This is a genomic window from Streptomyces sp. NPDC058145 (assembly GCF_042884245.1).
Classification (GTDB): Bacteria; Actinomycetota; Actinomycetes; order Streptomycetales; family Streptomycetaceae; genus Streptomyces.
Genome location: NZ_JBHVUH010000001.1, coordinates 346393 through 358376 on the forward strand (window position 1 = coordinate 346393; position 11984 = coordinate 358376).

The 11984-nt window shown below is 74.2% G+C and carries 9 protein-coding genes; 7 read left to right on the top strand and 2 right to left on the bottom strand.

Annotation, left to right across the window (positions count from 1 at the left end; all coding sequences use genetic code 11):
* Positions 1–56 precede the first annotated feature (56 nt).
* The 4 genes from ACFVVO_RS01695 to sucD all read left to right on the top strand — a co-directional run bounded on the left by ACFVVO_RS01695 (position 57) and on the right by sucD (position 5492).
* The gene (locus tag ACFVVO_RS01695; protein ID WP_390050966.1) at positions 57–1004 is read left to right on the top strand and encodes a hypothetical protein; all 948 of its coding nucleotides are present in this window, start codon (positions 57–59) and stop codon (positions 1002–1004) included.
* 141 nt (positions 1005–1145) lie between these two features.
* Positions 1146–2975, top strand: coding sequence for a hypothetical protein (locus ACFVVO_RS01700; protein ID WP_390050967.1), 1830 nt, complete (start codon positions 1146–1148; stop codon positions 2973–2975).
* A gap of 423 nt (positions 2976–3398) precedes the next feature.
* Positions 3399–4580, top strand: a complete 1182-nt coding sequence (gene sucC / locus ACFVVO_RS01705) for an ADP-forming succinate--CoA ligase subunit beta (RefSeq protein WP_390050968.1) — start codon at positions 3399–3401, stop codon at positions 4578–4580.
* 27 nt (positions 4581–4607) lie between these two features.
* Positions 4608–5492, top strand: coding sequence for a succinate--CoA ligase subunit alpha (gene sucD / locus ACFVVO_RS01710; protein ID WP_390050969.1), 885 nt, complete (start codon positions 4608–4610; stop codon positions 5490–5492).
* A 91-nt stretch (positions 5493–5583) separates the two neighbouring features.
* Here the strand turns inward: sucD and ACFVVO_RS01715 are convergent, their stop codons facing one another.
* Complete coding sequence (locus ACFVVO_RS01715) at positions 5584–6630, bottom strand: helix-turn-helix domain-containing protein (RefSeq protein WP_390050970.1); 1047 nt, start codon at positions 6628–6630, stop codon at positions 5584–5586.
* Positions 6631–6743: 113 nt separating this feature from the next.
* Here ACFVVO_RS01715 and ACFVVO_RS01720 point away from each other — a divergent pair, with 113 nt between their 5' ends.
* Positions 6744–8567 carry a DUF6350 family protein gene (locus tag ACFVVO_RS01720; protein WP_390050971.1) on the top strand — a complete coding sequence of 608 codons (1824 nt, stop codon included), beginning with the start codon at positions 6744–6746 and terminating at the stop codon, positions 8565–8567.
* 97 nt (positions 8568–8664) lie between these two features.
* Here ACFVVO_RS01720 and ACFVVO_RS01725 read toward each other — a convergent pair whose 3' ends face one another.
* Positions 8665–9465, bottom strand: coding sequence for a hypothetical protein (locus tag ACFVVO_RS01725; protein ID WP_390050972.1), 801 nt, complete (start codon positions 9463–9465; stop codon positions 8665–8667).
* Positions 9466–9747: 282 nt separating this feature from the next.
* Here ACFVVO_RS01725 and purN point away from each other — a divergent pair, with 282 nt between their 5' ends.
* Together purN and purH are read left to right on the top strand one after the other, a co-directional pair.
* Positions 9748–10386 carry a phosphoribosylglycinamide formyltransferase gene (gene purN, locus ACFVVO_RS01730; RefSeq protein WP_390050973.1) on the top strand — a complete coding sequence of 213 codons (639 nt, stop codon included), beginning with the start codon at positions 9748–9750 and terminating at the stop codon, positions 10384–10386.
* Entirely contained in the window at positions 10383–11954 is a 1572-nt protein-coding gene (gene purH, locus ACFVVO_RS01735; RefSeq protein ID WP_390050974.1) for a bifunctional phosphoribosylaminoimidazolecarboxamide formyltransferase/IMP cyclohydrolase, read from the top strand. Before purN ends, purH begins: the two co-directional genes overlap by 4 nt.
* Positions 11955–11984: the final 30 nt, after the last annotated feature.

An 11984-nucleotide genomic window follows, 5' to 3' on the forward strand; every position in this document is an offset into this window, starting at 1 on the left:
TGCGTGCGAGTATCTACGCCGCCTTCACCCTGCCGACCTGAGGGAGCTCTCGCCTCTTGACCCTGACAGCAGCTCCGTTCGGGACCGCTGTGCGCGCGCTGCGTACCGCGGCCGGGCGGCGTGCGCTCCAACTGGTGCTGCTGCTCGGCGGATTGCTCGCACTCGGCTTCCTCTGCGGGGAGCAGGCCCACGCGGCCGAAGGCACGCCCACGACCCCGGTGAGTTCGGTACTGCCGCGGACCGGGCACGAGGACGCGCCGACCGCCGAGGCGGAGACCGTCACGGCACCGACCGCCACGGCAAGGTCCGTCACGGCACCGAACGTCACGGTGGCAACCGTCACCGAACGGGCCGTCACCTCCGCGCATGGGATCACCGACGGCACCGTCGTCGAACAGGCCGTCACCTCGGTGGAGGCGGTCACCGAACGGGTCGTCACCCCCGTGCGCACCGTCGTGCGTGAGACGGCCGACACCCTCGACGAGGCACGGGCCACGGCGCTGCCCGGAACGTCCTCCCTGCCCGTGCCGGAACTCCCCGGAGTCTCCGAGCGGCTGCCCGTGCCCCAGTCGCCCACGCCGGTCACCCCCGAACCCCGGCCGGACCGGCACGGCGACGCGGCACCGGCCGCCGGACAGGCCGACCGGCCCGGCGCCGAGAGCGCCGAGGGCACCGGCCACCGCACCACGGCCCCCGCGCGCCCGTCGGCCGTCACGTACGGACCGGACGCCGTGCCCGTCACCGCGCAGGCACCGGCGCACACTCCGGCCGGCCATGGCACCGCCCATGCGGGCGCCCCGGCCCAGCGGCCCGCGCCGTCCGGAGACCCGGACGGCGCCCTCGGCAAGCAGGCGGCCGACGGCGCCGCGTCCCGGCACGGCGACGCGCACGCCATCGCCCTCGACGGCCGGGCGCCCCTGCGGCTGCTGCCCGGCTCCACCGCGCGCGTCGACGCACAAGGGACCCGGGAACGGCACCGGGACATCCCTCTCTTCCCCGGCTAGGCCCCAGGGCCGACCTCCCCGCCACCGACCTGTCGCGCGGGGCGCAACAGGTCTGCCCGCCCGTCCGGGACCCCCTTTTCCGATCCCCTCGGCGATCCCCGGACGGAACCCCTAGCCGTTTCCGAAGGACTGACGCACGCAATGAACAAGAACATCCGCCGCTCCGTCGTGATCGCCGCCGGTGTCACCGGCGCCTGGGCGCTGGGCTCGGCCGCCGCCAGCGCCGACGAGCTGTCCTCCCCCTCGGTCTCCGTACCGGACACCGACAGCAGCACCGGCACCCTGACCGGCACGCTCACCGACACCGTCGACGGTGTCCTGACCGACGTCACCGATGTCGTCGGCACCACCGGTGTCACCGGCACCGTCTCCCGGCTGACCGACACGGCCACCGACACCGTCTCGGGCACGGCGGCCGAGGCGCGCAAGCCGGCCGGGACCGTCACCGGCACGGCCGACCGGGCCCGTCGCCACGCCGACACCAGCACCCCGGCCGCCAAGAGGATCAGGGGCGACCAGGCCATCAAGGGCGCGCAGGCCGCCCGTGCCGGCCGGTACCGGGCCGAGGCGCCCGCGCAGGCCGCGCAGCACCTGCGGGAGGCGGGCGACGGGCTCCTCGGCGGGACCACCGCCAGGGCCGCCAGGCTGACCGAGGTGGCCGAGGTGGCCACCCCCCTCTCGGCCCCCACCCCCCAGGGCGGGATCGACTACCTCTTCGGCCCGCTCTCCTCCTTCGCCCCCGAGGTGGAGGAGGCGCTGGCCGCCGCACAGACCGGGCTCCGGACCACCACGTCGGACGCCCGCCTGAGGGCCGAGGCAGTCGTCGCCGGCGTGCCCGCGCACGCCGCCGGCACGGTCGACGGTGCCCAGCGGCGCGTCGTGGGCACTGTGCGGGCGGTGCCGGGCACGGCCGCGCCGGCCGTGGACGAGACGACCGCCGCCGCGGTCCCGCCGGTGGCCTCCGCCGCCGTGGACGGTGTGCTGCCGGTCGCCGGGCAGGCCGTGGCGGGAGTCGTACCGGCCGTCGGCCGCGCGGTCGAGGGCGTGCACGGCACCGTCAGGGGCGCGGTGACGGGCGTCCAGGGCACCGCCACGGGCGCTGCGGCGGGCGTACAGCCCACCGCCGGGTACGCGGTCGCGGGCGTCGAGGGCACCGCCGCGGACGCCGTGACGCACGTGCGTGGGCTCGCCACCGACGCCACGGCCGACGTGCACGGCGTCACCGGCGGTGCCGTGACCGGCGTCGACGGCACCGCCACGGGCGCGGTGGGCGGCGTGCACGGTGCCGCCGGGTCCGCCGTGGCCGGGGTCGACGGCACCGCCACCGGCGCCCTGGCCGGCGTGCTCCCCGTCGCCGGCGGTGCCGTCGAGGGTGTGCCGCCGTACGCCACCGGCCTGGTCGGCCAGGTCGTCCACGACACCGAGGACGCCGTGCTGCCGCCGGTCGCCGGGGCCGCCGTGCACGGGGTCGTGCCGGTCGCCGGGCGGGCCGTCACGGACGCGGGGGCGCTCGCGTACGGAGCGACCGGTGCCGTGGCGCCCTTCGCGACCGGTGTCGTGGGCGCCGTGCCGCCGGCCGCCCAGGAGGTGACCGGGCAGGCCGGTGCCTTCGCGCAGGGCGTGACCGGGCAGGTGCCGCCGTTCGCGGCCGGAGTCACCGGCGCGGTGCGGCCGGTCGTGGACCAGGTCACCGGGACGGTACTGCCGGTCGTGGACGGTGCCGGCGTCAGCGCGAGCGGGCTGGCGTACGGAGTGGCCGGCGAGGCGGTGCCGTTCGCGGGCGGCGTCGTCGGCGCGACCGGGCCCGTCACGCGGCAGGTGGGCCCCTTCGCCCAGGACCTCGGCTGGACCGCGCGGGTCACCGCGGGGCCGCTGGCCGCCCATGCCGTGGACGGTGCCGCGCGGGTCGCTGAGACCGCCACTCCGGGGTATGCGCACGACCTGACGGACCATTACGGCGCGCAGGCCTGACAGGCCGCGACCGACTCCGTGGAGGGGACCGGACCCGAACGGCCGAATCCCGTCGGCCCGTCCGCCCGGCCCTCCGCGGCACGGGGCGGGTGGTTCCCATTGGGGTGGGGACCACCCGTCCAGGGCCCCAGAGGCCCGTTCGGGGGCCTCACCGGGCTCACCCCAGCCCGGTGAGGCCGCGCACATCCCCCCATCGTCGGCACGCCGTGCCAGCAAAACCGGCATCATGTGACAGGTATCACCGCTCAGGTGTGACCCTCGATTTAGGGACCCCCGGCCAGCGGCGATAACCTGCGAGACGGACATGCCGCGCGCTCGGACACCGTGTGCGCTTCCCTTGTGACACAGCGGACGTCACGTTGCCCTTCGCGGCACGCCCACGCATCCAACGAACCGCTAGATCACTGATAGGGACGGAAGCGCGTGGACCTGTTCGAGTACCAGGCGAGGGACCTCTTCGCCAAGCACGATGTACCGGTGCTGGCCGGTGAAGTCATCGACACGCCTGAGGCGGCGCGCGAGATCACCGAGCGGCTGGGCGGCAAGTCCGTCGTCAAGGCGCAGGTGAAGGTCGGTGGTCGCGGTAAGGCCGGTGGCGTCAAGCTGGCCGCCTCCGCGGACGAGGCCGTCGCCCGGGCGACGGACATTCTCGGCATGGACATCAAGGGCCACACGGTCCACAAGGTCATGATCGCCGAGACCGCTCCGGAGATCGTCGAGGAGTACTACGTCTCCTTCCTCCTCGACCGTGCCAACCGCACCTTCCTCTCCATCGCCTCCGTCGAGGGCGGCATGGAGATCGAGGAGGTCGCGGCCACCCGCCCGGAGGCCGTCGCCAAGATCGCGATCGACGCCATCGACGGCGTGGACGAGACCAAGGCCCGCGAGATCGTCGAGGCCGCCAAGTTCCCGGCCGAGGTCGCGGACAAGGTCGTCAACGTCCTGATCAGGCTGTGGGACACCTTCATCAAGTCGGATGCCCTCCTGGTCGAGGTCAACCCGCTGGCGAAGGTCGCCTCCGGCGAGGTCATCGCCCTCGACGGCAAGGTGTCGCTCGACGAGAACGCCGAGTTCCGCCACCCCGAGTACGAGGAGCTCCACGACAAGGCCGCGGCCAACCCGCTCGAGGCCGCCGCCAAGGAGAAGAACCTCAACTACGTCAAGCTCGAGGGCGAGGTCGGCATCATCGGCAACGGCGCGGGTCTCGTCATGAGCACCCTGGACGTCGTCGCGTACGCCGGTGAGAAGCACGGCAACGTCAAGCCCGCCAACTTCCTGGACATCGGCGGTGGCGCCTCCGCCCAGGTGATGGCGAACGGCCTGGAGATCATCCTCGGCGACCCCGACGTCAAGTCGGTCTTCGTCAACGTCTTCGGCGGCATCACCGCCTGCGACGAGGTCGCCAACGGCATCGTGCAGGCCCTGAAGCTTCTCGAGGACCGCGGCGAGAACGTCAGCAAGCCGCTCGTCGTCCGTCTGGACGGCAACAACGCCGAGCTGGGCCGGCAGATCCTCACGGACGCCAACCACCCGCTGGTCCAGCGCGTCGACACCATGGACGGCGCGGCCGACAAGGCCGCCGAGCTGGCCCACGCCGCCAAGTAAGCACTCAGGACGAGGACACAACACACCATGGCTATCTGGCTCAACAAGGACAGCAAGGTCATCGTCCAGGGCATGACCGGCTCCACCGGCATGAAGCACACCAAGCTCATGCTCGGTGACGGCACCAACGTCGTGGGCGGCGTGAACCCGCGCAAGGCGGGTCAGTCCGTGGACTTCGAAGGCACCGAGGTACCGGTCTTCGGCACCGTCAAGGAGGCCATCGAGAAGACCGGCGCCAACGTCTCCGTCATCTTCGTGCCGGAGAAGTTCACCAAGGACGCGGTCGTCGAGGCCATCGACGCCGAGATCCCGCTGGCCGTCGTGATCACCGAGGGCATCGCCGTGCACGACACGGCCGCCTTCTGGGCGTACGTCGGCAAGAAGGGCAACAAGACCCGCATCATCGGCCCGAACTGCCCCGGCATCATCACCCCGGGCCAGTCGAACGTCGGCATCATCCCGGGCGACATCACCAAGCCGGGCCGCATCGGCCTGGTCTCGAAGTCCGGCACGCTGACGTACCAGATGATGTACGAGCTGCGTGACATCGGCTTCTCGACGGCCGTCGGCATCGGTGGCGACCCGATCATCGGCACCACCCACATCGACGCCCTGGCCGCGTTCCAGGACGACCCCGACACCGACCTGATCGTGATGATCGGTGAGATCGGTGGCGACGCCGAGGAGCGCGCGGCCGCGTTCATCAAGGAGAACGTGACCAAGCCGGTCGTCGGCTACGTCGCGGGCTTCACCGCGCCCGAGGGCAAGACCATGGGCCACGCCGGCGCCATCGTCTCCGGTTCGTCCGGCACCGCCCAGGCGAAGAAGGAGGCCCTCGAGGCCGCCGGCGTCAAGGTCGGCAAGACGCCGACCGAGACGGCGAAGCTGGCGCGGGAGATCCTGAGCGCCTGAGCGTCACAGCTGAGTGCCGGTAGGCCCGTCCCCGTAGGTTGGGGCGGGCCTACCGGCTTTCTCGCTCGCCACGCCGGTGGGTGCGACGGTGTCACCCGGCAACGGGCATCAGACGTTCCGGGCCGCTCGTCTCCGAGCGGCGGAGTTTCTCGCGCAGTGTCTGCTCCTCGCGGGACAGGGGGCCCATGGCGGCAGGTGGTGGCACCCCCTGCACCGCCTGGGCCGGCGCGATGGGCGGCTCGTAGTGGGTCGGTGCGGTGCGCAGGGTCAGTGCCGTGGAGCCGATGATCGCGACCGTGAAGGCGATGGCCGCGCGCGTCCAGAACACGTTCCGGCGTTCGCCGCTCGTCCGTACCGTCGTCGGTCTCGGCGGCCGCGGCCGCTCCGTGGAGGCGAGCTCGACCAGCCGCCGGTGCAGTTGGGCGGGGTCGGCCAGGTGCGGGACCCGCGCGGCCACGGCCTCCCGGGCGCGGGTCAGCCGGCCGGCCGCGGCGGGCGTACTGGCCTCCGTCTCCGCCGCCGTCTCGGGCAGGTCGAGGCCGACGCCGTCGTACAGCACGAGGGTGCGCCGGTAGGAGGGGGGCAGCTCGAGCAGGGTGTTCAGCAGCACGCGGTCGGCGGGGTCGGCCGGTGGGGGTTCGGGGGAGCGGTGGCGGGGGCGGAAGCGGTGCCAGGGGGAGAGGGCCCACTCGTACGCCACCGCCCGCACCCAGCCCGCCGGGTCCCGGTCCCGGGCCACTTCCGGCCAGCGCTGCCAGGCGAGTTGGAAGGCGTGCTCCACGGCCTCCCGGGCCAGCTCGCGGCGACCGGTGAGCAGGTAGGCCTGCCGGGCGAGGGCGGGAGCGCAGAACGCGTACAGCGCGTCGAAGGCCTGAGCGGGCGTCAGCGCGGACGGTGACCCCGCCGGGCCGTTCGCGTCCGTCCGCCCGGCCGGGGGCTCGGCGAGGCCGGTCAGCAGGCGGGCGTACGCCTCGCCCTCCTGGCCGCTCGGAGTGCTGCGGCCACGCTCCCAGGCGCGGACCGTGGCACGGCCGACGCCGATCCGTGCGGCTACTTGAGCCTGCGTCAGCGACCCGGCCTCCCGCAGGCGGCGGCGTTCCTTCGGTGGTGGCAACTGGCTGGCCGGGCTTTCCGTCACAGAACACTCCTTCGGCCGAAAAAGTACATAAACATATATTGAGCGACACATCGGCAGTTCTCCTGTTACGACGGGAAAGCGCGTGTCGTTGGGAGCATGGCGGCGTGACCCTGATGACCGATCGCCGACCGTCGTTGCCGCCCCTGCTGCACGGAATGCGCGACCGATCGCCCGGGCTGGGCGCCGGTCTGCTGGGCGGCGCGGTCGCCGCCGCGCTCGGGCTCGGCTCGCTCGCCGTACTCGTGCTGGGGCTGTGGATCAGCTCGCCGTACCCCGACAGCGGACCGGACGGCGCGCTGCACGTCGCCGCCGCGCTGTGGCTGCTGGGACACGGCGTCGAGCTGGTCCGCACCGACACGCTGGCCGGCTCGCCCCAGCCGGTGGGCGTGACCCCGCTGCTCCTCCTCGCCCTCCCGGTGTGGCTGGTGTACCGGGCGGCGCGGGACGCCACGGACGCCTCCCCCGAGCCCGACGGCCCGCCCCCCGTCCCGGCGCGTACGGCGTGGACGGGTGTGGTCCTCGGCTACCTCGGCGTCGGCGTCGCCGCCGCGCTGTACTGCTCCGGCGGCGAACTGCGTCCCCAGTGGGGCTGGGTGACGGTGTGCCTGCCGCTGGTCGCCGCGGTGCCCGCGGCGGTTGGGGTGTGGACGGCGCACGGCTGCCCGCGCGGGCCCCTGCGCGATCTGCTGCCTCTGCTGCCCGGGCCGGTGCGACGGCTGCTGACCGGGGCGGACGCGTGGGCCCGGCTGGACGCGGCGGTACGGGCCGCCGCGGCCGGGACGGCGGTGCTGGCCGGGGGCGGGGCACTGCTGCTCGGGGCGTCGCTGGTGCTGCACGGCGATGTGGCGCGCGCATCCTTCCTCCAGCTGACGGCGGGCTGGACCGGCCGGTTCGCCGTGCTGCTGCTCGGTATCGCGCTGATCCCGAACGCGGCGGTGTGGTCGGCGTCCTACGCCCTCGGCCCAGGCTTCGTCCTCGGCACCGGGCACCTGGTGCACCCCTTCGCCTCTGACCCCGCCCCGCTCCTGCCCCCGTTCCCGCTGCTCGCGGCGGTGCCGGACGCGGGCCCCGGGACCCGGCTGAACTGGGCCGCGGGGCTGGTGCCGGTGGCGGCCGGGGTGACGGTGGCCTGGTTCCTGGCGCGGGCGGCCGCGGGCCGGCGGGGACGGACGGGGGCCGGGCAGCGGGCGGCGCCCTGGTCCGCCGTGCGGACGGCCGGGGCGCTGGTCCTGGCGGCGTTGCTGTGCGGGGCGGCCGTGGCGCTCCTCGCCGCGCTGTCCGGCGGCCGCCTGGGCGCGGCCGCGCTGGCGGACTTCGGCCCGGTGTGGTGGCAGGGTGGTCCGGTGGCCGCGCTGTGGATCACCGTGATCGGTCTGCCGGTCACGCTGATCTCACGGGCCTGGCGGGTGTGGAGAGGCCGGGCCCGGGACGCGGAGCCGGCCGGGCGGACGGCGAAGGACACGGGGGCCGGGCAGGCCCCCGCGCGGGCCGCGCTCAAGACCGCCGCCGAGGAGCCGGCCAAGGACGCGACGCCGAAGGCGGGGAAGACCGGGAAGGGCGTGCGGACGACGAAGGCGCCGGGTGGGGGACTGCTAGAGGACGAGCTGTACGACTTCCTGCCCGCCGGCGACCCGTACCTCCCGGGCCGGCAGCACGACGACCTCTCCCGGGCCTCCCGCTGGGAAGCCCTGCGTGCGGCCGCCACGCCCCCGCAGGCCCCGGAACGGCCACCTCTGCCGCCCCCGTCACCGGCGACGGATGCGCCTCGGCCCAGCGACGGCCCGGCTCCCGGCGACCCACCCGGTCAGGACGACGGGCCCGACCCGTCGTCGGCACCGGCCGCCGAAGAACTCTCACAGCCCGCCCGGCCACCCCTGCCGCACCCGGCGGCCCCGATGGACACCCCCGGCCCGCCCGAACCGCCGGCCGACGAGTAGCCGCGTGGCCGCGTACCGCCCCGCCCGGCGGGCCCGGGGCACCGGACCCGAGCCGTCACCGGCGCGCGGTCGAGCCCCGGGGTCCGGGACGGACGCCTCAGCCGTCGCCGACCCCCAGCACCCCGCGCAGCTCCTTCGGCAGGTGCTGGTCGCAGGACTGTTTGGCCTGGTGGGTCAGGGCGTCGCTGACGCAGGTGTAGTAGTCGCTGTAGACGAGCTGGACCGTGAAGGTCATGCCCACCAGGAGCAGGGCCAGGCCGGCCGTGACCAGGCCGCTGATCGCCGCCGTGGTCTGCGGGCGGGCGCCCGGCGCCGGGGCGGGGGTGTCCGGGCCGGGGGTGTCCGGGCCGGGGTCGCGGGGCTTGGCGCGCAGGGCGCTGATGCCCCAGTACAGGGCCAGCGCGCCCAGCAGCAGCGCCACGTACGGCCAGCTGAACAGGGCGAAGAAGACGGCCCACATGCCGGACAGCAGGGCGTAGCGCGCGCGGCGCTGGGCCGGGTCCGTCGGGTCCCAGCGCATGCCGGGGCCGGTCGGGCCGCCCTGGCCGGGGCCCTCGGGCCGGCTGCCGGGACGCTCACCGAAGCCGCCGGGGGAGCGGCCGGGCTGGCGGTCGCTCCACTGGCTGCCCCACGGGGGCTCGCCCTGCGGGGACTCGCCCTGCGGGCCCGAGGACCCCTCGGGGCGGCGGGGCTGCCACGGCCGGTCCGGGGTGCCCTCCGGCGGTGGCGCGAACGGGTTGTCGTCCTGCCGCTCGTCACCCTGCCCGTCCCCGTCCCGTCCGCCCGACGGCGCCTCGGGCGGCGAGGCCGGCCGCTCCCGGAGCAGCACGCCGGCACGCTCGCCTCCCTGGGCCCGGAGCGGCGGGAACGTGAGGAGTCGCAGGCTGCGATCGGGCATCAAAAGAGCGTCTTCCCCTAGGTGAGCGCGGCTGTCCGCGTTGAGCTTCCACCCCGTGAACGCACCGCACGGCGACCGCGTTCCCGGGGCTGCTCCTTCGTGATTCCCTCCGAACGCTACCTTCCGGCCACGCCCCCGTCCCGAGGGGGCCTTCCGGAGTGCCGGTATCGTTGCTGGCGGTCGGCCGCTTCGTAGACTTCCCCGTATCCCGGGGCGCGAAGCATTGGTGCGAACGCACAAACCGCCGACCGGACATGTCGCTCACCGAGAAAGGGCCCCGCCGTGGCCGCCACCCCCGCTGGCCGAGCGGTCAAGCGCCTCGTCGTGCTGGTCTCCGGATCCGGCACCAATCTCCAGGCGCTCCTGGACGAGATCGAGCGCACCGGAGCCGAGGAGTACGGCGCGCGGATCGTCGCCGTCGGGGCCGACCGCGGCGACGTCGAGGGGCTCGCCCGCGCCGAGCGGGCCGGACTGCCGACCTTCGTGTGCCGGGTGAAGGACCACGGGACCAGGGAGGAGTGGGACACGGCCCTCGCCGAGGCCGTGGCCGCGCACCGGCCCGACCTCGTGGTCTCCGCCGGCTTCATGAAGATCGTCGGCAAGGAGTTCCTCGCGCGGTTCGGCGGGCGGTTCGTCAACACCCACCCGGCCCTGCTGCCCAGTTTCCCGGGGGCCCACGGCGTGCGCGACGCGCTCGCGTACGGCGCCAGGGTCACCGGCTGCACCGTCCACTTCGTCGACGACGGCGTCGACACCGGGCCGATCATCGCTCAGGGCGTGGTCGAGGTCCGGGACGAGGACGACGAGAGCGCGCTGCACGAGCGCATCAAGGAAGTCGAGCGAAGACTGCTCGTCGAGGTCGTGGGGCGGCTCGCCCGCAACGGCTATCGCATTGAGGGACGAAAGGTAGTTATCCAGTGACCGCCACCGCCGAGAGCACCAAGCGGCCCATTCGCCGGGCGCTCGTCAGCGTCTACGACAAGACCGGCCTGGAAGACCTCGCGCGCGGCCTGCACGAGGCCGGTGTCGAGCTGGTCTCCACCGGCTCCACGGCCGGCCGAATCGCCGCCGCCGGTGTCCCCGTCACCAAGGTCGAGGAGCTGACCGGCTTCCCCGAGTGCCTGGACGGCCGGGTCAAGACGCTGCACCCGAAGGTGCACGCGGGCATCCTCGCCGACCTGCGGCTGGACAGCCACCGCGAGCAGCTCGCCGAGCTGGGCGTGGAGCCGTTCGACCTGGTCGTCGTCAACCTCTACCCGTTCCGCGAGACCGTCGCCTCCGGCGCCTCGGACGACGAGTGCGTGGAGCAGATCGACATCGGCGGCCCGTCGATGGTCCGCGCCGCCGCCAAGAACCACCCGTCGGTGGCCGTGGTGACCAGCCCGGAGCGGTACGCCGACGTCCTCGCCGCCGCGGCGGCCGGCGGCTTCGACCTCGCCACCCGCAAGCGGCTCGCCGCCGAGGCCTTCCAGCACACGGCCGCCTACGACGTGGCCGTCGCCTCCTGGTTCGCCTCCTCCTACGCCCCCGTCGACGAGTCGTCGTTCCCCGACTTCCTCGGCGCCACCTGGGAGCGCGCGCACACTCTGCGCTACGGCGAGAACCCGCACCAGCCGGCCGCCCTCTACGTCGAGGCCGGCGGCGCCGGCCTGGCGCAGGCCGAGCAGCTGCACGGCAAGGAGATGTCGTACAACAACTACACGGACACGGACGCCGCCCGCCGTGCCGCGTACGACCACGACGAGCCCTGCGTCGCGATCATCAAGCACGCCAACCCCTGCGGCATCGCGGTCGGCGCGGACGTCGCCGAGGCGCACCGCAAGGCGCACGCCTGCGACCCGGTCTCCGCGTACGGCGGGGTCATCGCCGTGAACCGGCCGGTCAGCAAGGAGATGGCCGAGCAGGTCGCGGAGATCTTCACCGAGGTCATCGTCGCGCCCGACTACGAGGAGGGGGCCCTGGAGGCCCTCGCCAAGAAGAAGAACATCCGGGTCCTGAAGGCCCCGAACGGCCCGGCCGACCCGGTCGAGGTCAAGGCGGTCGACGGCGGCGCGCTGCTGCAGGTGACCGACCGGCTGCAGGCAGAGGGCGACGACCCGGCCAACTGGACGCTCGCCAGCGGCGAGGCCCTGAGCGAGGCCGAGCTGGCCGAGCTCGCCTTCGCCTGGAAGGCCTGCCGCGCGGTGAAGTCCAACGCGATCCTGCTCGCCAAGGGCGGCGCCTCGGTCGGCGTCGGCATGGGCCAGGTCAACCGCGTCGACTCCTGCAAGCTGGCCGTCGAGCGGGCCGGTGAGGAGCGGGCCCGCGGCGCCTACGCGGCCTCCGACGCCTTCTTCCCCTTCCCCGACGGCCCCGAGATCCTCATCGGCGCCGGTGTCCGGGCGATCGTCCAGCCGGGCGGCTCGATCCGTGACGAGCAGGTCGTGGAGGCGGCCAAGAAGGCGGGCGTGACCATGTACTTCACCGGCACGCGTCACTTCTTCCACTGAGCCCCAGGGCGACGAGAAGCGGCCTCCGGC

Coding starts and splice junctions, on each gene's coding strand:
- ACFVVO_RS01700 (WP_390050967.1), top strand. CDS start 1,146: ATGAACAAGAACATCCGCCGCTCCGTCGTGATCGCCGCCGGTGTCACC.
- sucD (WP_390050969.1), top strand. CDS start 4,608: ATGGCTATCTGGCTCAACAAGGACAGCAAGGTCATCGTCCAGGGCATG.
- ACFVVO_RS01720 (WP_390050971.1), top strand. CDS start 6,744: ATGACCGATCGCCGACCGTCGTTGCCGCCCCTGCTGCACGGAATGCGC.
- ACFVVO_RS01725 (WP_390050972.1), bottom strand. CDS start 9,465: ATGCCCGATCGCAGCCTGCGACTCCTCACGTTCCCGCCGCTCCGGGCC.